Source organism: Rhodovarius lipocyclicus, from assembly GCF_009900765.1.
Lineage (GTDB): Bacteria > Pseudomonadota > Alphaproteobacteria > Acetobacterales > Acetobacteraceae > Rhodovarius > Rhodovarius lipocyclicus.
Genome location: NZ_JAAABL010000026.1, coordinates 26,885 through 50,966 on the forward strand (window position 1 = coordinate 26,885; position 24,082 = coordinate 50,966).

At 68.2% G+C, this 24,082-nt stretch carries 37 protein-coding genes; 6 read left to right on the plus strand and 31 right to left on the minus strand.

The genetic code is table 11. The annotated features are described in order from the left end of the window. Nucleotides 1–81: 81 nt before the first annotated feature. Nucleotides 82–981 carry a 16S rRNA (cytidine(1402)-2'-O)-methyltransferase gene (gene rsmI / locus GT007_RS15430; protein WP_160122522.1) on the minus strand — a complete coding sequence of 300 codons (900 nt, stop codon included), beginning with the start codon at nt 979–981 and terminating at the stop codon, nt 82–84. 17 nt (nt 982–998) lie between these two features. On the opposite strand from rsmI, the gene GT007_RS15435 reads away from it, so the two are divergent. Both GT007_RS15435 and GT007_RS15440 read left to right on the plus strand, forming a co-directional pair. Next, the gene (locus GT007_RS15435) at nt 999–2,186 is read left to right on the plus strand and encodes a penicillin-binding protein activator (RefSeq protein ID WP_160122523.1); all 1,188 of its coding nucleotides are present in this window, start codon (nt 999–1,001) and stop codon (nt 2,184–2,186) included. A gap of 3 nt (nt 2,187–2,189) precedes the next feature. Further along, the gene (locus GT007_RS15440) at nt 2,190–3,566 is read left to right on the plus strand and encodes an ATP-binding protein (RefSeq protein ID WP_236571689.1); all 1,377 of its coding nucleotides are present in this window, start codon (nt 2,190–2,192) and stop codon (nt 3,564–3,566) included. A 7-nt stretch (nt 3,567–3,573) separates the two neighbouring features. Here GT007_RS15440 and GT007_RS15445 read toward each other — a convergent pair whose 3' ends face one another. After that, a complete protein-coding gene (locus GT007_RS15445) occupies nt 3,574–4,209 on the minus strand; it encodes a protein phosphatase CheZ (protein WP_201451939.1) in 636 nt (211 codons plus the stop codon). Between the two features lie 97 nt (nt 4,210–4,306). Here GT007_RS15445 and GT007_RS15450 point away from each other — a divergent pair, with 97 nt between their 5' ends. Further along, a complete protein-coding gene (locus GT007_RS15450) occupies nt 4,307–5,917 on the plus strand; it encodes a lysine--tRNA ligase (protein ID WP_160122524.1) in 1,611 nt (536 codons plus the stop codon). Continuing rightward, nucleotides 5,914–7,821 (plus strand): phosphatidylglycerol lysyltransferase domain-containing protein, encoded by a 1,908-nt coding sequence (locus GT007_RS15455; RefSeq protein ID WP_160122525.1) that lies wholly within the window; start codon nt 5,914–5,916, stop codon nt 7,819–7,821. Before GT007_RS15450 ends, GT007_RS15455 begins: the two co-directional genes overlap by 4 nt. On the opposite strand, the gene GT007_RS15460 is transcribed toward GT007_RS15455, so the two are convergent. Then, nucleotides 7,818–8,354: a flavin reductase family protein gene (locus GT007_RS15460; RefSeq protein WP_160122526.1), complete on the minus strand. Its 537-nt coding sequence runs from the start codon at nt 8,352–8,354 to the stop codon at nt 7,818–7,820. The genes GT007_RS15455 and GT007_RS15460 overlap by 4 nt on opposite strands. 97 nt (nt 8,355–8,451) lie before the next feature. Here GT007_RS15460 and GT007_RS15465 point away from each other — a divergent pair, with 97 nt between their 5' ends. Both GT007_RS15465 and GT007_RS15470 read left to right on the plus strand, forming a co-directional pair. Further along, nucleotides 8,452–9,414, plus strand: a complete 963-nt coding sequence (locus tag GT007_RS15465; RefSeq protein WP_236571690.1) for a Bug family tripartite tricarboxylate transporter substrate binding protein — start codon at nt 8,452–8,454, stop codon at nt 9,412–9,414. Further along, a complete protein-coding gene (locus GT007_RS15470; protein WP_160122527.1) occupies nt 9,398–9,829 on the plus strand; it encodes a hypothetical protein in 432 nt (143 codons plus the stop codon). Before GT007_RS15465 ends, GT007_RS15470 begins: the two co-directional genes overlap by 17 nt. 76 nt (nt 9,830–9,905) lie before the next feature. On the opposite strand, the gene rplQ is transcribed toward GT007_RS15470, so the two are convergent. From rplQ to GT007_RS15610, 28 genes are all read right to left on the minus strand, one after another. Then, nucleotides 9,906–10,325 (minus strand): 50S ribosomal protein L17, encoded by a 420-nt coding sequence (gene rplQ / locus GT007_RS15475; RefSeq protein WP_160122528.1) that lies wholly within the window; start codon nt 10,323–10,325, stop codon nt 9,906–9,908. Between the two features lie 19 nt (nt 10,326–10,344). Continuing rightward, a complete protein-coding gene (locus tag GT007_RS15480; protein WP_160122529.1) occupies nt 10,345–11,361 on the minus strand; it encodes a DNA-directed RNA polymerase subunit alpha in 1,017 nt (338 codons plus the stop codon). A 52-nt stretch (nt 11,362–11,413) separates the two neighbouring features. Next, complete coding sequence (gene rpsK, locus GT007_RS15485; protein WP_160122530.1) at nt 11,414–11,812, minus strand: 30S ribosomal protein S11; 399 nt, start codon at nt 11,810–11,812, stop codon at nt 11,414–11,416. Between the two features lies 1 nt (nt 11,813). Continuing rightward, the gene (gene rpsM / locus GT007_RS15490) at nt 11,814–12,191 is read right to left on the minus strand and encodes a 30S ribosomal protein S13 (protein WP_160122531.1); all 378 of its coding nucleotides are present in this window, start codon (nt 12,189–12,191) and stop codon (nt 11,814–11,816) included. A gap of 151 nt (nt 12,192–12,342) precedes the next feature. Continuing rightward, complete coding sequence (locus tag GT007_RS15495; RefSeq protein WP_160122532.1) at nt 12,343–12,990, minus strand: adenylate kinase; 648 nt, start codon at nt 12,988–12,990, stop codon at nt 12,343–12,345. Next, a complete protein-coding gene (secY, locus tag GT007_RS15500) occupies nt 12,990–14,345 on the minus strand; it encodes a preprotein translocase subunit SecY (RefSeq protein ID WP_160122533.1) in 1,356 nt (451 codons plus the stop codon). The genes GT007_RS15495 and secY overlap by 1 nt, the downstream gene beginning before the upstream one ends. Nucleotides 14,346–14,448: 103 nt before the next feature. Further along, a complete protein-coding gene (gene rplO / locus GT007_RS15505; protein ID WP_160122534.1) occupies nt 14,449–14,937 on the minus strand; it encodes a 50S ribosomal protein L15 in 489 nt (162 codons plus the stop codon). A gap of 1 nt (nt 14,938) precedes the next feature. Beyond that, on the minus strand, nt 14,939–15,127 hold the full coding sequence (gene rpmD, locus GT007_RS15510; protein ID WP_160122535.1) for a 50S ribosomal protein L30: 189 nt from the start codon (nt 15,125–15,127) through the stop codon (nt 14,939–14,941). Then, nucleotides 15,120–15,746 carry a 30S ribosomal protein S5 gene (gene rpsE, locus GT007_RS15515; RefSeq protein WP_160122536.1) on the minus strand — a complete coding sequence of 209 codons (627 nt, stop codon included), beginning with the start codon at nt 15,744–15,746 and terminating at the stop codon, nt 15,120–15,122. Before rpsE ends, rpmD begins: the two co-directional genes overlap by 8 nt. Before the next feature lie 12 nt (nt 15,747–15,758). Beyond that, nucleotides 15,759–16,121 carry a 50S ribosomal protein L18 gene (gene rplR / locus GT007_RS15520; protein WP_160122537.1) on the minus strand — a complete coding sequence of 121 codons (363 nt, stop codon included), beginning with the start codon at nt 16,119–16,121 and terminating at the stop codon, nt 15,759–15,761. After that, nucleotides 16,121–16,654, minus strand: a complete 534-nt coding sequence (gene rplF, locus GT007_RS15525; RefSeq protein ID WP_160122538.1) for a 50S ribosomal protein L6 — start codon at nt 16,652–16,654, stop codon at nt 16,121–16,123. Before rplF ends, rplR begins: the two co-directional genes overlap by 1 nt. A gap of 13 nt (nt 16,655–16,667) precedes the next feature. Beyond that, nucleotides 16,668–17,066 carry a 30S ribosomal protein S8 gene (gene rpsH, locus GT007_RS15530; RefSeq protein WP_160122539.1) on the minus strand — a complete coding sequence of 133 codons (399 nt, stop codon included), beginning with the start codon at nt 17,064–17,066 and terminating at the stop codon, nt 16,668–16,670. Between the two features lie 11 nt (nt 17,067–17,077). Further along, nucleotides 17,078–17,383, minus strand: a complete 306-nt coding sequence (rpsN, locus tag GT007_RS15535) for a 30S ribosomal protein S14 (protein ID WP_160122540.1) — start codon at nt 17,381–17,383, stop codon at nt 17,078–17,080. A gap of 73 nt (nt 17,384–17,456) precedes the next feature. Further along, a complete protein-coding gene (gene rplE / locus GT007_RS15540) occupies nt 17,457–18,122 on the minus strand; it encodes a 50S ribosomal protein L5 (RefSeq protein ID WP_160122541.1) in 666 nt (221 codons plus the stop codon). Beyond that, complete coding sequence (rplX, locus tag GT007_RS15545; RefSeq protein WP_160122542.1) at nt 18,119–18,439, minus strand: 50S ribosomal protein L24; 321 nt, start codon at nt 18,437–18,439, stop codon at nt 18,119–18,121. The genes rplE and rplX overlap by 4 nt, the downstream gene beginning before the upstream one ends. Before the next feature lie 2 nt (nt 18,440–18,441). Beyond that, nucleotides 18,442–18,810 carry a 50S ribosomal protein L14 gene (gene rplN / locus GT007_RS15550; protein WP_160122543.1) on the minus strand — a complete coding sequence of 123 codons (369 nt, stop codon included), beginning with the start codon at nt 18,808–18,810 and terminating at the stop codon, nt 18,442–18,444. Further along, complete coding sequence (gene rpsQ, locus GT007_RS15555) at nt 18,807–19,112, minus strand: 30S ribosomal protein S17 (protein WP_160122544.1); 306 nt, start codon at nt 19,110–19,112, stop codon at nt 18,807–18,809. Before rpsQ ends, rplN begins: the two co-directional genes overlap by 4 nt. A 19-nt stretch (nt 19,113–19,131) precedes the next feature. Then, the gene (gene rpmC / locus GT007_RS15560) at nt 19,132–19,338 is read right to left on the minus strand and encodes a 50S ribosomal protein L29 (RefSeq protein ID WP_160122545.1); all 207 of its coding nucleotides are present in this window, start codon (nt 19,336–19,338) and stop codon (nt 19,132–19,134) included. Nucleotides 19,339–19,340: 2 nt separating this feature from the next. Then, nucleotides 19,341–19,763: a 50S ribosomal protein L16 gene (gene rplP, locus GT007_RS15565; protein WP_160122546.1), complete on the minus strand. Its 423-nt coding sequence runs from the start codon at nt 19,761–19,763 to the stop codon at nt 19,341–19,343. An 11-nt stretch (nt 19,764–19,774) separates the two neighbouring features. Further along, on the minus strand, nt 19,775–20,452 hold the full coding sequence (rpsC, locus tag GT007_RS15570; RefSeq protein WP_160122547.1) for a 30S ribosomal protein S3: 678 nt from the start codon (nt 20,450–20,452) through the stop codon (nt 19,775–19,777). A gap of 3 nt (nt 20,453–20,455) precedes the next feature. Further along, nucleotides 20,456–20,845 carry a 50S ribosomal protein L22 gene (gene rplV / locus GT007_RS15575; RefSeq protein ID WP_160122548.1) on the minus strand — a complete coding sequence of 130 codons (390 nt, stop codon included), beginning with the start codon at nt 20,843–20,845 and terminating at the stop codon, nt 20,456–20,458. A gap of 1 nt (nt 20,846) precedes the next feature. Then, nucleotides 20,847–21,125 carry a 30S ribosomal protein S19 gene (gene rpsS / locus GT007_RS15580; protein ID WP_127789258.1) on the minus strand — a complete coding sequence of 93 codons (279 nt, stop codon included), beginning with the start codon at nt 21,123–21,125 and terminating at the stop codon, nt 20,847–20,849. A 5-nt stretch (nt 21,126–21,130) separates the two neighbouring features. Then, the gene (gene rplB, locus GT007_RS15585) at nt 21,131–21,964 is read right to left on the minus strand and encodes a 50S ribosomal protein L2 (protein ID WP_160122549.1); all 834 of its coding nucleotides are present in this window, start codon (nt 21,962–21,964) and stop codon (nt 21,131–21,133) included. 4 nt (nt 21,965–21,968) lie between these two features. Then, nucleotides 21,969–22,265, minus strand: coding sequence for a 50S ribosomal protein L23 (locus GT007_RS15590; RefSeq protein ID WP_201451941.1), 297 nt, complete (start codon nt 22,263–22,265; stop codon nt 21,969–21,971). Between the two features lie 32 nt (nt 22,266–22,297). Then, nucleotides 22,298–22,912 carry a 50S ribosomal protein L4 gene (gene rplD / locus GT007_RS15595; RefSeq protein ID WP_160122551.1) on the minus strand — a complete coding sequence of 205 codons (615 nt, stop codon included), beginning with the start codon at nt 22,910–22,912 and terminating at the stop codon, nt 22,298–22,300. Between the two features lie 10 nt (nt 22,913–22,922). After that, the gene (rplC, locus tag GT007_RS15600; RefSeq protein ID WP_160122552.1) at nt 22,923–23,606 is read right to left on the minus strand and encodes a 50S ribosomal protein L3; all 684 of its coding nucleotides are present in this window, start codon (nt 23,604–23,606) and stop codon (nt 22,923–22,925) included. A 13-nt stretch (nt 23,607–23,619) separates the two neighbouring features. Beyond that, nucleotides 23,620–23,928 carry a 30S ribosomal protein S10 gene (gene rpsJ / locus GT007_RS15605; RefSeq protein WP_127789263.1) on the minus strand — a complete coding sequence of 103 codons (309 nt, stop codon included), beginning with the start codon at nt 23,926–23,928 and terminating at the stop codon, nt 23,620–23,622. 11 nt (nt 23,929–23,939) lie between these two features. Beyond that, nucleotides 23,940–24,082 (minus strand): EF-Tu C-terminal domain-related protein (locus GT007_RS15610; protein ID WP_457852343.1); only part of this gene is annotated, 143 nt, incomplete at its 5' end.

Below are 24,082 nucleotides of genomic sequence, written 5' to 3' on the forward strand. Positions count from 1 at the left end.
GGGACAGGCGATCCCCCCCGGATAACCCGGAAAAGTGACTCATTCTTATCGAAACATGCCCCCACTATGCAACATCGCGAATCAATCCGTGCGTGGATTCTCCCGCGCCAGCTCCAGCGCCCGGGCATAGACGGCCTTGCGCGGCAGTCCCTGCGCCAAGGCCACGCTGGCCGCGGCATCGCGCAGGGACATACCAGCCATCGCCGCCAGCAGGGCCGCGTCCAGGTCCTCGGCGCCCTGCCCGGCATCCTCGGGCGGGCCCAGCAGCAGCACGACCTCCCCGCGCGGCGGGTCGGACTCGGCGCCGGCCAGCAGGCTGGCCAGGGTGCCGCGCCGCACTTCCTCGAAGCGCTTGGTCAGTTCGCGGGCCAGGGCGGCGGGGCGTTCGGGGCCCAGCCCCTCGATCAGGGCGGCCAGGGTCTCGGCCACCCGGTGCGGCGCCTCATAGAAGATCAGCGTGGCGGACAGCCCGGCCTGCTCCATCGCCTTGATCCGCGCGATGGCGGCCTGGCGGGGCCCGGCGCGCGGCGGCAGAAAGCCCTGGAACATGAAAGGATGCGGCGGCAGGCCCGACAGGGTCAGCGCCAGCACCGCGGCACTCGGCCCCGGAATGCCGGTAACGGGCAGCCCCGCCTCGATCACCGCCCGCACCAGCCGGAAGCCCGGGTCGCTGACCAGGGGTGTACCCGCGTCGCTGACGAGCGCAACCTTCGCCCCAGACCGCAATTTCACCAGAATGCCAGGGATCTCATCGTCCTCGTTGTGGTCGTGGAGAGGACGAAGCGGTATGGAAAGCCCGTGACGGACAAGCAGCTTCTGGGTAACCCGCGTGTCCTCGCACAATATCACCTCCGCCCCGGCCAGGGTTGCCACGGCGCGGGGGGAGAAATCATCCATGTTGCCGATCGGCGTCGCCACCAGGGCGAGGCCGCCGGGCGGAAGGGGAGTTCTTGATGCGTCGTCCAACTCGGTATCCGGCATGTGGGAATCTGGCTCCGATGTCCTGGGGGCACCCCTTGGCGCGGGCCGCCCTGCCCATGCTGATGCTGATGGCCCTGATCGGCTGCGCACCGCAAGTGCGCCAGCCGGCGCCGGTGTGGCAGCCGGGCCCGCAATCCCAGCTGGGCTGGCAGCCCGGCCCGGCCCAGGCCCCCGCCCTGCCCGCCACCCCGCAGGCGGCGCGCAACCGGGTGGGGCTGCTGCTGCCGTTGTCCGGCAGCAACGGCGCGCTGGGCCAGGCGATGCTGAACGCGGCGCAGCTGGCGCTGTTCGACCAGGCCGACCCCAGGGTGGAGTTCCTGCCGCAGGACACGCGCTCCACCAGCACCGGCGCCGCAGAGGCCGCGCGTGAGGCGCTGGCCGGGGGTGCGACCGTGCTGGTCGGCCCGCTGACGCTGGGCGAAACCGCCGCCGCCGCCCGCACCGCGCGCGCGGCCAGCGTGCCGATGCTGGCCTTCACCAGCGACGAATCCCAGGCCGGCCAGGGCGTGTATGTGCTGGGCGTGACCCCCAGCCAGGTCGGCCGCCGCATCGTCCAGGCGGCCCAGGGGGCGCAGCGCATCGGTGTGCTGGCGCAGGAGGATGAGTTCGGCCGCCGCCTGACCGCCGCCATCCGTGACGCCGCCGGCGCCGCCGGCATGCAGCCGCCGGTGGTCCAGCTCTATCGCGGCGCGGGCACCGAGGCCGCGCTGCAGGCCTTCCTGGCCGCGGCCAATGCGGCGGGGGGCGTGCAGGCGGTGGTGCTGGGCGTGTCGGGCGTGCAGTCCCGCGCGCTGGCCCAGGGGCTGGCGGGCAGCGGGCTGAATCCCATGCCGCGCCTGATCGGCACGCAGCTGTGGGTGGGCGACAGCTCCATCGCGCAGGAACCCGCCCTGGCCGGCGCCCTGTTCGTGGGCCCGGACCCCACCGTGCGCGCGGGCTTCGACGACCGCTACAACGCGGCCTTCGGCAGCCGCCCGGCGCGGCTGGCTGGCACCGCCTATGACGGCGCGGCCCTGGCCAGCCGCGCGGCGCGTGAGGGCGGGCGCGAATTGCCGGTCGGCGAGGCCTTCCAGGGCGCCGACGGCCCCATCCGCCTGCTGCCGAATGGCGAGCTGGCGCGAGGCTTGGCCATTCTGGAGGTGCGGCGCAACGCGGAACCGGCGCTGCGCGAACCCGCGCCCGTCCCCGCCGCGGCCGGCAGCTAGCCCGTGCTGCCCCTGGGCCGGCTGCTGCGCACGGCGGCGCTGCTGGGCGCCATGCCGCTGGCCGTGCAGGCCTTGTTCCTGGCCACCGAGCGCATCCGCCCCGGCGAGGCGGCGCTCGCCTGCCTGGCCATCCTGGCCATGTCGGTGGCGCTGGCCTGGTTCTGGCTGATGAACATCCAGCGCCTGGCCGATGCCCTGCGCCTGGCCGCCGAGCAGGGGGACCCGCTCTCGGCCCCCTTCCACGCCCCGCGCCTGCCGGCCGTGACCGATATCGAGGAAGCCCTGCTGCGCCTGGCCCGCAGCCTGGAAGCGCGCGCCGAGCGCGAAGGCCAACTGCGCGCCGCCGACGCCACCATCGTGGAGCGCCTGCCGGACCCGCTGATCGTGCTGGGGGAGGACCGGGCGCCGCTACGCGCCAACGCCGCCGCGCGCCAGCATTTCGGTACGCGGGGCGAAACCCCCTCGGGCGGGGACCTCGGCGCCATGCTGCGCCACCCGGCCCTGTCGGCCGCCGTGGAGCGCGCCCTGACCGAAGGCCAGGCCCAGATCACCGAGCTGCGCCTGCCGGTGCCGGTGGAGCGCGATATCGTGGCCCAGTGCATCCCGATGGACCCGCCCTTGTCCGATGGCGGGCGGCTGGTCATCGTGCTGTCCGACCGCACGGAGGCCCGGGCGGTGGAGCGCATGCGCGCCGATTTCGTCGCCAATGCCAGCCATGAATTACGCTCGCCGCTTGCCAGCCTGATCGGCTTCATCGAGACGCTGCAAGGCCCCGCCGAGGACGATGCCGAGGCCCGCGCCCGCTTCCTGACCATCATGGCCAGCCAGGCGGAGCGGATGAAAAGCCTGATCGACGACCTGCTGAGCCTGTCCCGCATCGAGCTGACGGAGCACCAGCCGCCCCAGGGCAAGGCCGATCTCTCGGCGCTGATCCGCGCGGAGGTGGCGGCGGTGGAACCCATCGCGCGCGGCGCGACGCTGGAGGTCTCGGCCCCCGAGACCCTGCCCGTGACCCAGGCGGATGCCACCCAGCTGTCCCAGGTGCTGCGCAACCTGATCGAGAACGCGCTGCGCCACGGCAAGCCGGCCGGTCTGGTGCGCATCGCGGCCAGCCGCGTGACCGGCGGCGCCCGGCTGCCGAACCGGCCGGGCGTGCTGCTCAGCATCACCGATGACGGGCCGGGCATCCCCAAGGAGCACATCCCGCGCCTGACGGAGCGTTTCTACCGCGTGGATGCCGGGCGCGGGCGCGCCAGCGGCGGCACCGGGCTGGGGCTGGCGATCGTGAAGCACATCGTGAACCGGCACCGCGGCCAGCTGCTGATCGAAAGCGAGCCCGGCCAGGGGGCGTGCTTCAAGGTGTGGCTGCCGGCGGAGTAGCGCGCCCCTACCCGTTCAACAGCGCGTCGATATCCGCCTGCGACATGTCGGGCTGCGCCTGGGCGGCCTCGCTGACGGTGCTGCGCTCGTTGCGCACCTCCACCTGCGGCAGGGCGGCCGCCAGGGTCGAGCCGGGCACGATCTGCTCCAGCATCGTCTCCACCTGTTGCAGGTGCTGGATGGCGCGGCGGATGCGCTGGCCGGTCACGTCCTGAAAGCTGCAGGCCTCGAAGATGGAGTTCACCCGTTCCGACAGCGCCTCGATCGAGGCTTCGTCCTTCCGGCCGCTGGTGATCCAGTCCTGGATGGCCTCGGTGGCCTCCATGATGGTGTTGGCGGCGGTCTCGGTGGCCTGGACCACCGCCTCCAGCTCCAGCCCGCTGTTGCGGGTGCTGGCGGCGGGGATGGCGACCAGCTGGGCGATCTGCTCATGCACCTGGCCCAGCTTGGCGGAGATGTTCTCCTCCGCCATGTCCGCCATCTGGGAGGATGCGGCGACCTCGGCGCTCAGCTCCGCGATGCGGCGGTCCACGAAGCTGCGCAGTTCGCCGAACAGCGGCGCGATCTCGGCGCGGATCTGGCCGGCGATATCCGGGGCGTGCTGGGCCTGGCTGTGCATGGGCGGCTCCGGGCAAAAGGTCATGCCTTGTCCTAGCCTGCCTCCATGAACGTTTGGTTGCCGCCGGTGCGCGGGCTTTGCCGCATTGACCCCGGCCGGGGGTTGCGCCATTCCCGCCTGCATGTCCGCCCATCCAGAACTCCGCTCCATCAAGGCCTGGCCCATTGAGGAGGCCGCCAAGCTCGCCGACCGCCTGGCCAAGGCCGGGAAAACGGAGGCGTTGTTCGAGACGGGCTATGGCCCCTCCGGCCTGCCCCATATCGGCACCTTCGGCGAGGTGGCGCGCACCAGCTGGGTGCGGCACGCCTTCACGCAGATCACCGGCCTGCCCTCCCGCCTGCTCGCCTTCAGCGACGACATGGATGGCCTGCGCAAGGTGCCCGACAACGTGCCGAACAAGGAGCTGCTGCAGGCGGCCCTGGGCAAGCCGCTGACGCGCGTGCCCGACCCCTTCGGCACCCACCCCAGCTTCGGCCAGCACAACAACGCCCGGCTGCGCAGCTTCCTGGACGCCTTCGGCTTCGCATACGAGTTCGGCTCCTCGACCGAATACTACACCGGCGGGCGCTTCGACGCGGCGCTGCTGCGCATGGCCGAGATCCATGAGCAGGTGTGCGACATCATCCGCCCGACGCTCGGCCCCGACCGCCGCGCCACCTATTCCCCCTTCCTGCCCATCCACCCCGAGACCGGGGTGGTGATGCAGGTGCCGATGGAGGAAGTGCGCGCCGACGGCACGCTGGTGTGGAAGGACGATGAGGGCCGCCGCTGGGAAACCCCGGTCACCGGCGGCCATTGCAAGGCGCAGTGGAAGGCCGACTGGGCGCTGCGCTGGTTCGCGCTGGGCGTGGACTATGAGATGTCGGGCAAGGACCTGATCGACAGCGTGCGCCTGTCCTCGGCCATCTGCCGGGCGCTGGGCGGCGAGCCGCCGCTGAACCTGACCTATGAGCTGTTCCTGGATGACCAGGGCCAGAAGATCAGCAAGTCCAAGGGCAATGGCCTGACCATCGAGGACTGGCTGCGTTACGCCCCGCCCGAGAGCCTCAGCCAGTTCATGTACAACCAGCCGACGCGCGCCAAGCGGCTGTTCTTCGACGTGATCCCGCGCGCGGTGGACGAATATCTGCAGAACGCGGAGCGCACCCGCGCCCTGCCGATGCCCGACGCCGCCGCCAACCCCGCCTGGCACATCCATGGCGGCGCGGTGCCGGCAACCGCCGCCAGCCCGCTGACCTTCCAGACCCTGCTGAACCTGGCCGCCGTCAGCGCGGCGGAGACGCCGGACGACCTCTGGGCCTTCGTGCGCAACTACGCGCCCGAGGCTTCGCCCGCGACCCACCCCTTCCTGGATGTGCTGGTGGAGCGCGCGGTGGCCTATTGCGCGGATTTCGTCCGCCCCGGCCTGAAGCCCCGCCCGCCGACCCCCGAGGAACGCGAAGGGCTGGAGGACCTGATCCTGCGCCTGAGCGACGCGCAATACGCGATCGAGGACATGCCGGCGGGCGCCGAGCGCGCGAAGGCCATCCAGGACATCATCTACGACGCGGGCCGGCGCGAGCCCTTCGCGGTGCCCAACAAGGACGGCTCCATGGGCGTGGGGCGCGGCTGGTTCAACGCGCTGTACCAGGTGCTGCTGGGCGCCGATGAGGGGCCGCGCTTCGGCTCGGTCGTCGCGGCCTATGGCATCCCGCGCACCATCGACGTGGTGCGGGCGGCGCTCGACAGGTGATCGCAGCCCTCAAGCGCTACGGCGCCACGGTGTTCGGCCTGGCGCTGCTGGTGGGCGCCATCTTCGTGGTGCAGCGGGAATTCCGCTCCCTGTCGGTGGAGCAGGTGCGCACCGCGATGGGCGCCATCTCCCACCACGCGCTGTGGATGGCGGCGGGGCTGACCGTGCTGGCCTATCTGGTGCTCGCCATCTACGACAAGCTGGGTTCCATCTACGCCGGCAAGCCGGCCAGCTGGTCGCGCAGCCTGATGGCCAGCTTCTGCGGCTATGCGCTGGCGCATAATCTGGGCTTCACCGCCGTCTCGGGCGCCGCGGTGCGGCTGCGCTTCTATTCCGCATGGGGCTATTCGGCGCTGGAGATCGCGAAGGTGGTGGGCTTCACCTCCCTAACCTTCGGGCTGGGCGGCATGGCGCTGGGCGGGCTGGTGCTGGTGCTGGAGCCGGAGGTGCTGCCCTGGGCCGGCGGGCATATCCCGCGCTGGGCCCTGCAGAGCCTCGCCATCCCGCTCTGGATCATTGTCGCGGCCTATGTGGTGCTCTCGCGCTTCTTCCGCGTGGTGCGCGTGTTCGGGCATGAGGTGGAGCTGCCGGGCCTGCGCATGGCGCTGGCCCAGACCATGCTGGCCACGGTGGATGTGGCCGTCACCGCCGCCATCTTCTATGTGCTGCTGCCCCCGGCCGAGGGGCTGACGCTGATCCGCTTCATCGGCATCTATCTGGCGGCCTATTCGCTGGGCATCGTGGCCTCCGTGCCCGGGGGACTCGGGGTGTTCGACACCGCGATCCTGATCGGCCTCGCCCCCTATATGGGCACGGCGGAGGTGATCGGCGCGCTGCTGGTGTTCCGCCTCTATTACTATATCGCGCCGCTGTTCATCTCGGGCTTCCTGTTCGCGGGGTTCGAGATCAGCCAGCGCCGGCACATCCTGGCCCGCTTCACCCAGGCCTCCCGCGGGGCTGAGGCGCTGGAGGCCCCGGCCATGGCCACGCTGGTGGTGCTGGCGGGCGCGCTGCTGCTGTTCCTGGGCGCGCTGCCGGCCACCGGGGAGTACCGGCTGATCTGGGGCAGCGCGACGCTGGCCATCGCCTCGCAATTCGCGGCCTCCGTGCTGGGCTCGGCGCTGGTGGTGCTGGGCTATGGGCTGGTGCGGCGGCTGTCCATCGCGTGGTGGCTGTCCATTATCGTGCTGCTGCTGGGCGGTGCCATCGCCTGGATGCGCGGCGAGGCTTGGTTCGGCTGGGCGCCCTTCCCCGCCATCGCGGCGCTGCTGGCGACCATGCGCGGTGCCTTCTACCGCAGTTCGCGCCTGCGCACGGAACCCCTGAGCAGCCAGGCCATGCTGCCCATGGCCGCCGTGGTGCTATGCGGCATCGCCCTGGCCCTGGTCGGGCGGCGGGCGGAGATGCGCGACAGCTCCTGGTGGGAGCTGGTGTTCGAGAGCTGGGTGCCGGACGGGCTGCGCTTCACCGTGGGGCTGACCGGGGTGCTGCTGCTGGTGGGCCTCGCGCGCCTGCTGCGCCCCGCGCGCATCCGCGCCCTGCCCTATGACGCCGCGGCCCGCACCCTGCTGGCCACCTGGCGCGGCTTCGTGCCGCCCGAGGCCGATGGGCTGCTGCTGGGCGAGGCCGGGCGGGCGGGCGTCGCCTTCTCCCGCCAGAAGCCCATCTGGGTGGCGCATGGCGACCCGGCGGGCGACCTGGCCGACCGGGTGAGCGTGATCTGGCGCTTCCGCGACGCCTGTGAGCGCGCGGGCGTGCGGCCCGCCTTCTGGGATGTGGGGCCGGAATGGCTGCGCATCTATGCCGATATCGGGCTGACCGCCCTACCGATGCCGGGGCGCGAGGGCCGCTATGTCGCCTGCCACGCGGAGCTGGACCTGGACCGGCTGATGGCCCGGCATTAACGCATGCGGGACTTCAGCCGGATCATCTCCCCATCCACGGCGAAGCTGCCATAGCCGTGGTGGTGGATCATCCGGCGTTCCTTCAGCGCCGGGTCGGTCCAGGCTTTCGTCACCTCCAGCACGAACATGTTGAAGGCGTTGACCATCCGGGTGTTCACCACCCGGCATTCCAGATTGGCGAAGCATTCCGCGATCAGGGGCGGCTTCACCGTGGCGGCGGGCAGCGCCGTCAGCCCGAAGCGGGCGAATTTGTCGGTATCCCGGCCCGAGCAATTGCCCACCCCCACCACCTGCTCCGCCAGCGCGACGGAGGGCACGGCGATCACGCATTCCTTCGTCCGCCGCAGCGCCGCGAAGCTGTGGTTGCCGCCGCTGACGACGCAGCCGATCAAAGGCGGCTCGAACTCCATCATCATGTGCCAGGACATGGTCATCAGGTTGGGGCGGCCGCGCGCGGCTGTGGCCAGCAGCACGGTGGGGCCGGGTTCCAGCAGCTGATAGGCTTTGCCGAGCGGCAGGTCGCGGTGGGTCATGGGGATGAGGCTGGACCCGCCGCCCCGCGCGCTCAATCATTGATTAGGCCAGTATCGTTGACTTGACCTCGCCGCGCCCCGGGGCGACTGCCGCAGCATGATGATGCACCGCCGCAACCTGCTGGCCGCCGGGCTGGCAACCCCCGGGCTGGCCTTCGCCCAGCCGCTGTTCACGCGCCCTGTCCGCCTGCTCGTGCCCTTCGCGGCCGGCGGGGCGGCCGACAGCGCCGCCCGCGCCATCGCGCCCCGCATGGGAGAGCTTCTGGGCCAGCCGCTGGTGGTGGAAAACCGCACCGGCGCCAGTGGCTCGATCGGCGGCGGCGAAGTGGCCCGCGCCCCCGCCGACGGGCATACCCTGCTGCTCGACGCATCCTCCCACATCGTGAACCCCGCGCTGCTGCGCGGCCTGCCTTTCGACTACGCGACGGCCTTCGCGCCCATCTCCATGGTCACGCAATTCCCGCAGGCGCTGGCGGTGAAGCCCGGCTTCCCGGCCGCCACGCTGCTGGAGTTCATCGCCCAGGCCAAGGCGCGGCCGGGGGCGATCTCGCTGGGCACCCAGGGCAATGCCACCGCCGGCCATATGGGCGTGCTGCGCTTCATGGAACGCGCTGGGATCGAGGTGGTGCACGTGCCCTATCGCGGCGGCTCCGACGCCGCGCGGGACCTGGCCTCCGGCACGCTGGACGGCGTGTTCATCACCGTGCTCAGCGCGCGGCCGGTGGTGGAAAGCGGGCGGGCGCGCTTCCTGGCCGTGGCCAATGCCCAGCGTTCCGCCCTGCGGCCCGATGTGCCGACCTTCGCCGAGGCGGGGCTGGCGGGGGTGGAGCTGTCCGAATGGGTGGGGCTGTTCGCCCCCGCCGGCACGCCGCAACCCCTGCTGGGGGCGATCTACGCCGCCCTGCGCGCCACGCTGGAGGAACCCGCGGTGCGCGAGCGCCTGCTGGGGCTGGGCGCCGAACCCGTGGGCAGCAGCCCGGACGAGTTCAGCGGCTTTGTCCTGCGCGGGCGCGAGGAGATGGGTGCGATGGTGAGGGCCGCCAATGTCCGCCTGGACTAAGCGCGCCCTGCTGGCGCTGCTGCCCGGCACCGCCTTGGCGCAGCAGGTGGCGATCCCGCCGGAATTCGCGGCCCTGCCCGGCCAGCCCGTGGCGGCACTGGCCATGCACCCGGCGGTGGGGCCCCGGCTGCGCGTGATGTCCGCCGGGCGCCAGCGCCAGTTGAGCGACGCGCTGCGGGGCGAGGGCCCGCCGCTGGCCTGGCATGGCGGCTGGCTGTCCTCCTGGGCCAGGCTGGGGGAGAACCGGGCCTTCCTGGCCTATGACCCGCATTCCGAGCAGGTGGCGGTGATGCTGTGGGTGGGCAACGGCAACAGCCTGTCGGTGCCGCCGCTGCGCTCCCCCTGGCCGGAGGGGTTGCGGGAAGGGATGCGCGGCTTCAACCCGCAGCTAGAAGCGCAGATGCGCTGGGAATGACAACGAAAAGGGCGGCTGGGTTGCCCCGCCGCCCTGAACGTTCAGGCTTGCGCCCTGGCCTTCAACTGCCTCGGCTTTACGCCTCGGCGGCTTCCGCCACTTCCGGCTTCGGCCCGCTGCCGAGGCCCTTGGCCGCCACATCGCGCTCCACCAGCTCGATCACCGCCATGGAAGCGGCGTCACCGTAGCGCACGCCCGCCTTCAGCACGCGGGTGTAGCCACCGGCACGCGCCTTATAGCGGTCGGCGATGGTGGTGAAGAGCTTCTCCACAACCGCCTCGTCGCGGATCTGCGCGATGGCCTGGCGGCGCGCATGCAGCCCGCCACGCTTGCCGAGGGTGATGATCCGCTCGACATAGGGACGCAGTTCCTTGGCCTTGGGCAGAGTCGTGGTGATCTGCTCATGCTTCAGAAGGCTGGTCGCCATGTTGCGGAACATGGCCAGACGGTGGGCGGAGGTGACGCCCAGCTTCCGATTGCCCATACCGTGTCGCATACTACTCTCCTTAGGCCCGTCAGAAGGGCTCTTCGATCTTTCGGGCGAGATCCTCGATGTTCTCGGGCGGCCAGCCGGCCACGGACATGCCGAGGCCCAGACCCATCGACGCGAGAACTTCCTTGATCTCGTTCAGGGATTTGCGGCCGAAGTTCGGGGTCCGGAGCATTTCCTGCTCCGTCTTCTGAACCAGGTCGCCGATGTAGACGATGTTGTCGTTCTTCAGGCAGTTCGCGCTGCGGACCGACAGTTCCAGCTCATCGACCTTGCGGAGCAGGTTGCGGTTGAACGGCAGGTCGTCCTCGACCTTGGCCGTCTCGCGCTCACGCGGCTCATCGAAGTTGATGAACAGCTGCAGCTGGTCCTGCAGGATGCGGGCGGACACAGCCACCGCGTCATCCGGCGCCAGGGTGCCGTTCGTTTCCACGTCGAGCACCAGACGGTCATAGTCCGTCTGCTGACCCACGCGGGTGGGCTCCACGCGATAGGCCACGCGGCGCACCGGGGAGTAGATCGCGTCCACCGGGATGTAGCCGATCGGCGCATCCTCGGGGCGGTTCTGGGAGGCGGGCACATAGCCGCGGCCGCCCTGGACCGTGAACTCGATGTTGAGGGTCGCGCCCTCATCCAGCGTGCACAGCACCAGCTCGGGGTTCGCGACCTCGATGTCGGCGGTGGTCTGGATCTGGGCGGCGGTCACTTCCCCAGGGCCCTTGGCCGTGAGGGTGACGCGCTTGGGCCCATCGACCTGCATGCGGATGGCGAGCTGCTTCACGTTCAGGACGATGTCCGTCACGTCCTCACGCACGCCGGGGATGCTGCTGAACTCATGCAGCACGCCGTCGATGCGGATGCCCGTCACGGCCGCGCCCTGCAGAGAGGACAGCAGCACGCGACGCAGCGCGTTGCCAAGCGTCATGCCGAAGCCGCGTTCCAGCGGCTCCGCGATGATGGTGGCGGTACGGGTGGGGTCCTGCCCCGGCTCCACGTCCAGCCGTTCCGGCCGGATCAGGGAGCGCCAATTGCGGTCCAGCACTGCGGTATCTCCGAAGGGTTGCGCGGCCGAGCCGCCAGGTCAGACCCGAAGGTCAGACGCGGCGGCGCTTGCGGGGACGGCAACCGTTGTGCGGGATGGGCGTCACGTCACGGATGGTGGTCACGTAGAAACCCACGGACTGCAGAGCGCGCAGGGCGCTCTCACGGCCCGAACCGGGGCCGCTCACCATGATCTCGAGCGTCTCCATGCCATGCTCACGCGCCTTGCGGCCCGCGTCCTCGGCAGCCATCTGGGCGGCATAGGGCGTGCTCTTGCGAGAGCCCTTGAAGCCCTGGGTGCCCGAGGAGGACCAGGAGATCGCGTTGCCCTGGGCGTCGGTGATGGTCACGATCGTGTTGTTGAACGTGGCCAGCACATGCGCGACGCCAGAGGAGATGTTCTTCCGTTCCTTCTTGCGAGGACGGGAAGAGGAGGTAGCGGGACGCGCCATATTACTTCGTCACCTTCTTCTTGCCGGCAACGGCCACCGCCTTGCCCTTGCGGGTACGGGCATTGGTGTGCGTGCGCTGGCCACGGACCGGCAGGCCACGACGGTGCCGAAGGCCCCGGTAGCAAGCCATGTCCATCAGACGCTTGATGTTCATCGCCACTTCGCGGCGGAGGTCACCCTCCACGCGGAAATCATGGTCGATCAGCTCACGAATCTTCAGAATCTCGTCGTCAGTCAGCTGGTTCACCCGGCGCTCGGCAGCAATGCCGAGGCGCTCGCAGATGTCCTTCGCGTTCTTGGGACCGATGCCATAGATGTAGCGCAGTGAAATCTCCACCCGCTTGTTCGTGGGGATGTTCACGCCGGCGATACGCGCCACTGTCCTGCTCCTGTCTCAGTTAGGGCGGCGGTGGCCGTGGGCACGGCACCAACCATGAGAATACGGGTTCACGCGACTAAACGACGCCGAGGCATCGATGCCGGAGGAAGGCGGCGCACTACACCCGCGGGGGGAAAGAGTCAACTGCATGTCAGCTCCGCAACAGGGCCGAGAGTTCCCCGGTCACCTGATCCATCTCTGCCATGCCGTCCACGGCCTTCAGCTTGCCCTGCGCCCCGTAGAAGGGGAGCAGCGGCGCTGTCTGCCGATGATAGGCCGCCAGGCGGGCGGCGACGGTCTCAGCCTTGTCGTCCGCGCGGCGGGTGAATTCGGTGCTGCCACAGGCGTCACAGACGCCGGGCTGCTTCGTGGGCTTGAAGGTATCGTGATACCCCTCGCCGCACTTCGCGCATGTGAACCGGCCGGAGATGCGCTCCACCAGGGCAGCGTCATCCACCTTCAGCTCGATCACATGGTCGATCTGGATGCCCTTCTCCTTGAGCATGGCGTCCAGCGACTCGGCCTGCGGCACGGTGCGCGGAAAACCATCCAGGATGAAGCCACGGGCCGCGTCGGGCTGGTCCACCCGGTTGGCCAGCATGGCGGTGATGATGGCGTCAGGCACCAGGTCACCGCGCTCCATGATGGCCTTGGCCTGCAGGCCGATGGGGGTGCCGGCCTTGACCTCGGCGCGCAGCATGTCGCCCGTCGAGATCTGCACCAAGCCAAAGGCTTCCTCCAGGCGCTTGGCCTGGGTGCCCTTCCCCGCCCCCGGCGGGCCCATGAGAATCAGGTTCATCAGCGCGTCCTCGGGCCACGGCCGCCCAGCCGGGCTTTCTTGATCAGGCCTTCATACTGGTGCTGGAACAGGTGGGATTGCACCTGCGCCACGGTATCCATCGTGACGGTCACCAGGATCAGCAGCGAAGTGCCGCCGAAATAGAACGGCACGCCGTAGTTCGAGATCAGGATCTCCGGGATCAGGCAGACCACGCAGAGATAGATCGCACCCAGCACCGTCAGGCGCGTCAGCACTCGGTCGAAATATTCGGCCGTGTTGGCCCCGGGGCGGATGCCCGGCACGAAGCCGCCGTTCTTCTTGAGGTTCTCCGCCGTCTCCTGCGGGTTGAACACCACGGCCGTGTAGAAGAAGGCGAAGAAGATGATCAGCGCCATGTACAGCAGCATGTAGGCGGGACGCCCATGCGCCAGCTGCGCCGCGATCCATTCCACCCAGGTGTTCGCCGTGGCTTCCTGCGAGAAGCCCGCGATGGTCGCCGGCAGCAGCAGCAGGGAGGAGGCGAAGATCGGCGGAATGACGCCGGACGTATTGATCTTCAGCGGCAGGTGGGTCGACTCGCCGCCGAACATCCGGTTGCCGACCTGGCGCTTGGGATATTGCACGGGGATGCGGCGCTGCGCGCGCTCCACGAACACCACCAGCGCGATCACGGCCAGCGCCGCTGCCAGGAAGAAGATGATGAAGAAGGTGGACAGCGCGCCCGTGCGGCCCAGCTCCAGCGTGCTGATCAGCGCGGAGGGCAGGTTCGCCACAATGCCCGCGAAGATGATCAGCGAGGTGCCATTGCCCACGCCACGCGCCGTGATCTGCTCACCCAGCCACATCAGGAACATGGTCCCGCCCACCAGCGAGATCATGCAGGAGAAGCGGAAGAACATGCCTGGATCGGCCACCGCCGCCCCGGTGTTGCCGCGGATCCCCTCAAGCCCCACGGCGATGCCATAGGCCTGCACGATCGCGATCAGCAATGTGAGGTAGCGGGTGTACTGGTTCAGCTTCTTGCGGCCCGACTCGCCTTCCTTCTTCAAGGCTTCCCAGCTGGGAATGGCGGTGGTCAGCAGCTGAATGATGATGCTGGCGGAAATGTAGGGCATGATGTTCAGCGCGAACACGGTCATGCGCCCCAGGGCACCGCCCGTGAACATGTCGAACATGCCCAGGATGCCGCCGCCATGCTGGGAGAGCATCTCACCCATCACGGCTGCATCGACGCCAGGGACCGGCACATAGCTGCCGAATCGATAGACGATGAGCGCGCCCAGCGTGAACCAGATGCGGTTCTTCAGCTCCGTCGCCTTGGCCAGGACGCCCAGGTTCAGACTGCCCGCCAGTTGTTCCGCCGCTGACGCCATGCGTCCCTAATCCCCGGAAGTTCTCAAAGATACGGCGCCCGAGAGAATCCCGGGCGCCGCCCCTATTACACCACCCCGCGCAAAAAAGCGCGGGGGGTCCGCATCAAGCTTCGCTGGCTTCCGCCGGCGCGTTCAGCAGGGTGATCGTGCCGCCCGCCGCCTGAATGGCCGCAACGGCCGTGGCGGAGGCACCGGACACCGTGATGGTCACGGCGCGGGTGATCTGCCCCTGGCCCAGCAGGCGGACGCCCGCCAGCTTGGCACCGGCGCGCACGACGCCAGCGGCACGCAGGTGCTCCTCGGTCAGCGCCTGGTCGCCCGGCAGGCGGCCCTCGGCGATGGCCTTGTCCAGCGCACCGATGTTCAGCGGCGCGTATTCCTTGCGGAACAGGTTGACGAAGCCACGCTTCGGCAGACGCCGGTAGATCGGGAGCTGACCGCCCTCGAACCCGTTCAGCGACACGCCGGTACGAGCCTTCTGACCCTTCACGCCGCGGCCGCCGGTCTTGCCCTTACCAGAGCCGATACCGCGACCGATGCGCTTGAACTTCGGGCGGGCGCCCTCGTTGTCGCGGATCTCGTTGAGCTTCATCTCAGCTCTCCACCTTCACCAGGTGCGCGACCTTGCGGATCATGCCCCGAACGCTGGGGGTGTCCTCGAGCTCGCTCACGCGGTTCATCTTGTTCAGGCCGAGGCCGATCAGCGTCTCGCGCTGGCCGGGCTTGCGGCCGATGGGCGAACCCACCTGCCGCACCTTCACCTTACCAGTCTCGTCAGCCATTGGCCGCCTCCACCACCTCTTCGCCCTTCTTCGCGCCGAGGATGTCGCTCACCTTCTTGCCACGGCGGGTCGCCACGGCACGAGGGGAAGTCACACGCTCAAGCGCGGCGAAGGTGGCCTTCACCATATTGTGCGGGTTCGTGGTGCCCGTGCACTTGGCGACGACGTCGCCAATGCCCAGGCTCTCGAACACCGCGCGCATCGGGCCGCCGGCGATGATGCCGGTACCCTGGGGGGCGGCCCGCAGGATCACGCGGCCGGCGCCGAAGTCGCCGATCACGTCATGGTGCAGGGTGCGACCCTCACGCATCGGCACACGGATCATCGTGCGCTTGGCACGCTCCGTGGCCTTGCGGATCGCTTCCGGCACCTCGCGGGCCTTGCCCGCGCCCCAGCCGACCCGGCCCTTCTGATCACCCACGACGACCAGAGCGGCGAAGGAGAAGCGACGGCCACCCTTCACCACCTTGGCCACGCGGTTGATCGTGACCAGCTTGTCCTTCAGGTCGTCCTGATCGCGCTCGGGCTGACGGTTCTCGTCGCGACCGCGGCCTCGGCCACGGCCACGCCGGTTCTCCTGATCGCCCGGTTCGCCACCGCTGCGCGGTTCACGTGCCATGTCGCTGCTTCCTCAGAAGGACAGGCCGCCCTCACGGGCAGCCTCGGCCAGCGCCTTGACGCGGCCATGATACAGGTAGGGCCCACGGTCGAACACCACGGCCGTGACGCCAGCGGCCAGGGCACGTTCGGCCACCAGCTTGCCAACGGCGGTCGCCGCATCCTTGTCCGCCCCGGTCTTCAGGGCGCCGCGCATGTCCTTCTCGATCGAGGACGCGGCGGCGACCGTACGGCCGGCCTTGTCGTCGATGATCTGGGCGTAGATGTGCTTGCCGGAGCGGAACACCGAGAGGCGGGGACGACCGCCGCTCTTCAGCTTGAGCTGAAAGCGGAGGCGCTGCCGGCGGCGATCTTCCAGAGAGAGCTTCTGGGCCATTACTTCTTCTTACCCTCCTTCCGGAGGATGACTTCGTTGTCGTACTTCACGCCCTTGCCCTTATAGGGCTCGGGGCCGCGGAAGCCACGGATTTCGGCGGCAACCTGACCAACCTTCTGCTTGTCGATGCCTTCCACCTTGATGGCGGTCGGCTTCTCGCAGGTGATCTTGATGCCAGCGGGCACCGGGTAGCGGATCTCGTGGCTGTAACCGAGGTTCAGCACCAGATCACTGCCCTGCACCGCCGCACGGTAACCAGTGCCGTTGATTTCCATGGACTTCGTGAAGCCCGTGGACACACCGGTCACCATGCCGTTCACCAGACTGCGGGTGGTACCCCACAGCGTGCGGCTGCGACGATCCTCGCCCCGCGGCTTCACAGCCACGGTGCCGGGAGCGATTTCCACATCCACCTCATCCGTGAGGGGGAGGGACAATTCGCCGAGCTTGCCCTTCGCCACCAGCGTCCGGCCCTGAAGGGCAACGGTAACGCCGGCCGGGACAGGCACGGGGTATTTGCCGACGCGCGACATGCTTCCCCCTCCCTTAGAACACGCGGGCGAGCACTTCGCCGCCAACATTGGCAGCGCGCGCTTCGACGTCGCTCATCACGCCCTTCGGCGTGGACAGGATCTGGATGCCGAGGCCGTTGTAGAACTTCGGCAGCTCCTTGATCTTCGAATAGACGCGGCGGCCGGGCTTCGACACGCGCGCAATCTCCTTGATGGCGGGCTCACCCTCGGCATACTTCAGCTCGATGTCGAGCTGAGAGATACCGGTGCGGATGTCCGTCTTGCGCCAGGCCCGGATATAGCCTTCGCGCTTCAGAACATCGAGCACATCCGCCTTCAGCTGGCTGGCCGGAGCCACGCAACGCGACTGGCGCGCATGCTGAGCGTTACGGATGCGGGTGAGCATATCCCCGAGCGGATCGGACATGGACATGCGGCTATTCCTTACCAGCTAGCCTTCACGACACCGGGCAGCTGCCCGGTGTTCGCCATTTGGCGAAGCATATTACGGCAGAGCTTGAACTTGCGGTAATTGCCGCGAGGCCGGCCCGTCACTTCACAACGCAGGCGCACACGCACCTTCGCGCCATTGCGCGGCAGTTGCGCCAGCTTCAGCGTGGCCTCGAAACGGTCCTCGATCGGCAGATCGCGGTCCATCACGATGGCCTTCAACGCCCCACGCTTCTTCGCGTGGGTCGCCGACAGCTCAGCGCGCCGGTTGTTCTTCTCGATGGACGAAGTCTTCGCCATTTCGGTTCTATCCTCCGGAACCTTTCCCGGCTGGCGGATCAACTGATCCGGGCCGGGAGGTTTTCCAAATGCCTTACTTCGTGAACGGAAGCTGGAAGTGCGTCAGCAACGCCTTCGCTTCCTTGTCGGTCTTGGCCGTCGTCACGAACGTGATGTCCATGCCACGCACCTGATCCACCTTGTCGTAGGCGATCTCGGGGAACACGATCTGTTCCTTCATGCCGAAGGTGTAGTTCCCCCGGCCGTCGAAACCACGGTTGCCCGGGATGCCACGGAAGTCACGCACGCGGGGCAGCGCGATGGTCACCAGACGGTCGAGGAACTCGAACATCCGGGCGCTGCGCAGCGTGACCTTCGTGCCAATGGCCTGACCTTCGCGGATCTTGAAGCCAGCGATAGCCTTCTTGGCGCGCGTGCGCACCGGCTTCTGGCCCGAGATCAGCGCCAGGTCGCCCACGGCGGCGTCCAGCTTCTTCTGGTCGCCGGCGGCTTCGCCCACGCCCATGTTGATCACGATCTTCGTCAGCTTCGGCACTTCCATCGGGTTCTTGAACCCGAATTCGGCCTGCAGCTTGGCGCGCACTTCCTCACGGTAGAACTTCGCCAGACGCGTCTCGCCAACGCTCGCGGCCGCGGCGCCAGGCGCCGCGGGAACGTTGTACTGGCCACGGCCGCCCTCGGCGGGCGCCCCGGCCTTGTCCTTGCCCGCCGGAGCGGAGCCCTTCTTCGTCCCGCTCATGCGTCGAGAACCTCACCCGAAGCCTTGGAGACGCGGACCTTGCGGCCGTCCTCCAGAACCTTGAAACCAACGCGCACGGGCTTGTCGGACTTGGGGTCGATCAGCGCCAGGTTGGAGAGCTGAATCGGAGCCTCCTTCTGGATGATGCCACCCGGCTGCGCCATGCCAGCGGGCTTCTGATGCCGCTTGGCGATGTGCACGCCCTGAACCAGCGCACGGCCCTCGGTCGGGAACACGCGCAGCACTTCGCCGCGCTTGCCCTTGTCACGACCCGTCAGGACCTGAACCTTGTCGCCCTTCTTGATCTTGGCGGCCATGGTTACAGCACCTCCGGCGCCAGGCTGATGATCTTCATGAACTTCTTCGCGCGAAGTTCACGGACCACCGGGCCAAAGATACGCGTGCCGATCGGCTCGTTCTGCTTGTTCAGCAGCACGGCGGCGTTCTTGTCGAAGCGGATGGCGCTGCCATCGGCGCGGCGAACGGGATAGGCGGTGCGCACGATCACGGCGCGCTGCACTTCACCCTTCTTCACCTTGCCGCGGGGAATGGCTTCCTGCACGGCGACGACGATCACGTCACCGACGGAGGCAACCTTCCGCTTGGAACCGCCCAGCACCTTGATGCACTGCACGCGGCGGGCGCCGGAGTTGTCGGCGACCTCCAGGTTCGTCTCGACGGAAATCATGCCGCGACCCCTTCAGCCCCAGGGGCAGACGCAGGCAGCTCGAAGCCGGCCGGACGGGCCACCTCGGCGCCGTTGCAGGCGATCAGCAGCCAGCTCTTGCGCTTGCTGATGGGACGGCACTCCTCGATCGACACCACGTCGCCTTCCTTGGCCAGGTTGGCATCGTCGTGCACGGCGTACTTCTTGGAGCGCCGAATGAACTTCTTGTAGAGCGGATGCATGATGCGACGCTCGACCAAGACGGTGATCGTCTTGTCCGTCTTGTCGCTCACTACCCGCCCGGTGAGGACGCGCTTCGGCATGGCCGGGGTCTCCTCTTCCTTAGGCTTTGGCGGCCGCGCGGGAGCGCTCGGCCTGGAGAGTCTTCACACGAGCGATATCGCGCCGCACCGCCTTGATGCGACCCGTACCCTCAAGCTGGCCAGTAGCACGCTGGAAGCGCAGATTGAACTGCTCCTTCCGCAGATCCAGCAGCATGGCTGCCAGTTCGTCCGTGCTCTTGACACGCAGATCAGTCGGCTTGGTCATTTCTACGCCTCCGCGCCACCCAGGCGCGTCACGATCTTGGTCTTGATCGGCAGCTTCGCCGCACCCAGACCCAGCGCTTCACGCGCCGTGTCCTGGCTCACGCCGTCGATCTCGAACATGATGCGCCCCGGCTTCACGCGGGCCACCCAGTATTCGGGCGCACCCTTACCGGAACCCATGCGAACTTCCGCAGGCTTGGTGGAGACCGGCACATCGGGGAAGATGCGGATCCACACGCGGCCCTGGCGCTTCATGGCGCGAGTGATAGCACGACGGGCGGCTTCGATCTGCCGCGCCGTCACGCGCTCGGGCTCAAGGGCCTTCAGGCCAAAGCCGCCGAAAGACAGGGAGAACCCGCCCCTCGCCACGCCCTTGATGCGGCCCTTATGGGCCTTACGATACGTTGTACGCTTCGGCTGAAGCATTTTTCACATCCTCAGCGTTGCGGAGCCTGCTCCGTGGCGCGCTTGTCCTGCGCCATCGGGTCATGCGCCATGATCTCGCCCTTGAAGATCCAGACCTTCACACCGCAGGTGCCATAGGTGGTCTTCGCCGTGGCGACGCCGTAATCGATATCGGCACGGAGCGTGTGCAGGGGCACGCGGCCCTCGCGGTACCACTCCATGCGCGCGATCTCGGCACCGCCCAGACGGCCGGAGCAGTTGATCCGGATACCCAGGGCACCCAGACGCATCGCGGACTGCACGGCGCGCTTCATCGCGCGGCGGAAGGCCACGCGGCGCTCCAGCTGCTGCGCGATGCTCTCGGCCACCAGGGTGGAGTCGAGCTCGGGCTTGCGGATCTCGAGGATGTTCAGCGAGACCTCGGCGCCGGCGAGCCGGGCCAGGTCCTTGCGCAGAACCTCGATGTCCGCGCCCTTCTTGCCGATCACGACGCCCGGGCGGGCGGCATGGATCGTCACGCGGGGCTTCTTGGCCGGACGCTCGATCACGATACGGGACACGCCCGCACCCTTCAGCCGGGAATGCAGCGTTTCACGCAGCTTCACGTCCGAATGCAGCAGGGAGGAATAGTCCCGGCCGGCGAACCAACGGCTGTCCCAGGTACGGTTGATACCGAGCCTGAGGCCGATCGGATTGACTTTGTGACCCATAGGTTACGCGGCCTCCTGCTTGACCGCCTGTTCGGCGACCACAATCTTGAGGTGGCTGAACCACTTTTCCACGGTCGAGGCGCGGCCGCGGCCACGCGCGTGGAAGCGCTTCATCACCATGGCACGACCCACCTCGGCGCGGGCCACCACCAGGCGGTCCACGTCTAGCTGATGGTTGTTCTCCGCGTTCGCGATGGCGCTCTCGAGCGTCTTCTTCACGGTCTGCGCGATACGGCGCTTGCTGAAGGTCAGCGTCGCGACCGCGTTCTGCGCCGGCAGGCCACGGATCATCGCGGCAACCAGGTTCAGCTTGCGAGGGCTGACCCGGATGTTGCGGGTGATCGCTTCGGCCTCGGTGTCCGGGAGCCCCCGGGGATGCTGCGGCTTGCTCATATCAGCCCCGCTTCGCCTTCTTGTCGGCCGAGTGACCACCGAAGGTACGCGTCGGCGAGAACTCGCCGAACTTGTGCCCAACCATGTTCTCGGTCACCTGCACCGGCAGGAACTTCTTACCATTGTAGACGCCGAAGGTGAGGCCCACGAACTGGGGGAGCACCGTGCTACGGCGCGTCCAGATGCGGATAACCTCGTTGCGGGTGGAGGCCCGCGCGGCCTCCGCCTTCTTCAGCAGGTAGCCGTCGACAAACGGCCCCTTCCATACGCTGCGCGGCATTGCCCTCAGCCCTTCGTGGCGTTGCGGCGCCGGACGATGAGCCCGTCGGTCCGCTTGTTGTTGCGGGTCTTGGCACCCTTGGTCGGCTTGCCCCAAGGCGTCACGGGGTGACGGCCACCGGAGGTACGACCCTCGCCACCGCCATGGGGGTGGTCGACGGGGTTCATGGTCACGCCGCGGTTGTGCGGGCGGAAGCCCATCCAACGCTTGCGGCCGGCCTTGCCGATTTCCTGGTTGCTGTTGTCCGGGTTGGACACAGCGCCGATGCTGGCCATGCACTCACCGCGCACCAAGCGCAGCTCGCCAGAGCTCAGCTTCAGCTGCGCGAAACCAGCGTCCTTGCCCACGAGCTGGGCGAAGGTGCCGGCGGAACGCACCAGCTTGGCACCCGCACCCGGCTTCAGCTCCACGTTGTGCACGATCGTGCCAACGGGGATGTTGCCCAGGGGCGCGGCATTGCCCGGCTTGATGTCGACGCGCTCACCGGAGATCACGGTGTCGCCCACCTTCAGGCGCTGCGGCGCCAGAATGTAGGACAGCTCGCCGTCCGCGTACTTCACCAGAGCGATGAAGGCCGTGCGGTTCGGGTCGTATTCCAGGCGCTCGACGACAGCGGACACGCCGAACTTGCGGCGCTTGAAGTCCACCACGCGATAGGCCTGCTTGTGCCCGCCCCCACGGAACCGCACGGTCGTACGGCCCGTATTGTTACGGCCGCCGGAGCTGTGCTGCCCCTCGGTGAGAGCCTTGACCGGCTTGCCCTTCCAGAGCTCCCGGCGGTCGATCAGAACCGTGCCGCGAAGGCTCGGCGTGACCGGATTGAAATGCTTCAGCGCCATGGTTTTACGCCAGCCCCGTGGTCAGATCGATGCTCTGGCCTTCGGCCAGGGACACGACGGCCTTCTTCCAGTCCGAACGCTGGCCGGGACGGCCCTTGAAGCGCTTGGACTTGCCCTTGACGACGATCGTGTTCACGGCCGTGACGGACACGCCGAACAGGCCTTCGACAGCCTGCTTGATCGTGCGCTTGTCAGCGTCCATGGCGACCTTGAACACCACCTGGTTCTTCTCGGAGAGGGCGGTGGCCTTCTCCGTGATGACCGGGGCGATGATCGTCAGATACTGCAGCTCACGCGACAGCGGCGCGGGGGCGGCAGGCTTGGAGACGGTGCTCATGCCAGGCGCTCCTTCAGGGCTTCAACGCCGGCGCGCGTCACCGCCAGAACATCGTGCTTCATGATGTCATAGACATTCGCACCGATGGTCGGCAGGGCCTGCAGGCCGGGGATGTTGCGCAGCGCGCGGTCGAACTCGGGGTTCACCGCGGCGTCCACCACCAGGGTGGACGTCCAGCCCAGCGCCTTCGCCTTCTTCGCCATTTCGGCGGTCTTGGCGACGGAACCGGCATCCTCCAGCACCACCAGCTTGCCGTCAGCCTGCTTCTGGCTGAGGGCGGCGATGAGGCCGAGGCGGCGGACCTTCTTGTTCAGCGAGTAGCCATGGTCGCGGACCACCGGACCGTGCACCACGCCGCCCTTGCGGTACTGCGGAGCGCGCAAAGAGCCCTGGCGGGCGTTGCCCGTGCCCTTCTGCTTGTACGGCTTCTTGGTGGTGCCCGAAACCTCGCCCATGCCCTTGGCCTTGTGGGTGCCGGCACGGCGCTTGGCGAGCTGCCAATGGATGACGCGCGCCAGGATATCGGCCCGCAGGGCGGCTGCGAACAGCTCGTCCGGCAGGTCGATGTCGCCAGCGGGGGCGTTGTCGAGGGTGATGACCTTCACTTGCATCGTCGTATCCTCAGGCCACCGCCGCCGGGAAGGGAGCATCGGCCGGACGGGCGCGCTTCACAGCGTCGCTCACCAGCACGTAGCCACCCTTGGCGCCCGGAACGGCACCCTTGATGAGCAGAAGGCCCTTCTCCACGTCCACACCCGCGACCGTGAGGTTCTGGGTGGTCACGCGCTCGACACCGAGGTGACCGGCCATCTTCTTGTTCTTGAAGGTCTTGCCCGGATCCTGACGGTTACCGGTCGAACCATGGGAACGATGGCTGATGGACACGCCGTGCGACGCCTCGAGGCCCGAGAAGTTCCAGCGCTTCATCGCGCCGGCAAACCCCTTGCCCTTGGTGACGCCGACAACGTCCACGCGCTGGCCGGCCAGGAAGTGCGCCGGAGAGAGCTTGGAACCCGGGGCAACCAGCGCGTCGCCGGCCACACGGAACTCGACAAGCTTCATCGGCGCCTCGGCACCAGCCTTGGCGAAGTGGCCCTTGTTGGGCTTGGAGACATTCTTCGGCTTGGCCTTGCCAAAGCCGAGCTGAACGGCGGCATAGCCGTCAGTCTCCTCGGTGCGCTGCGCGATGACGCGGACGTCATCCACATGCAGCACAGTGACGGGCACAGTCGTGCCATCGTCCTGGAACAGCCGGGTCATCCCCAGCTTGCGGGCGATCAGCCCAGTTCGGCCGTAGTGGGCCATGGCGGCACGTCCCTCAGATCTTGATCTCGACGTCCACACCGGAGGCCAGGTCGAGCTTCATCAGCGCGTCCACGGTCTGCGGAGTGGGGTCGACGATGTCGAGCAGCCGACGATGCGTACGGATCTCGAACTGTTCGCGGCTCTTCTTGTCCACGTGCGGAGAACGGTTCACGGTGAACCGTTCAATCTGCGTGGGCAGCGGGATGGGCCCGCGCACCTGCGCACCGGTCCGCTTCGCGGTGTTCACGATCTCCCGCGTGCTGCCATCCAGCACGCGGTGATCGAACGCCTTGAGGCGGATGCGGATGTTTTGGCTGTCCATGACGTGCGGCCTTACTTCGTGATCGAGGCCACCACGCCGGCGCCGACGGTGCGGCCACCTTCGCGGATCGCGAAGCGCAGGCCCTCATCCATCGCGATCGGCGCGATCAGCGTCACGTCCATCGAAACGTTGTCGCCAGGCATCACCATCTCAA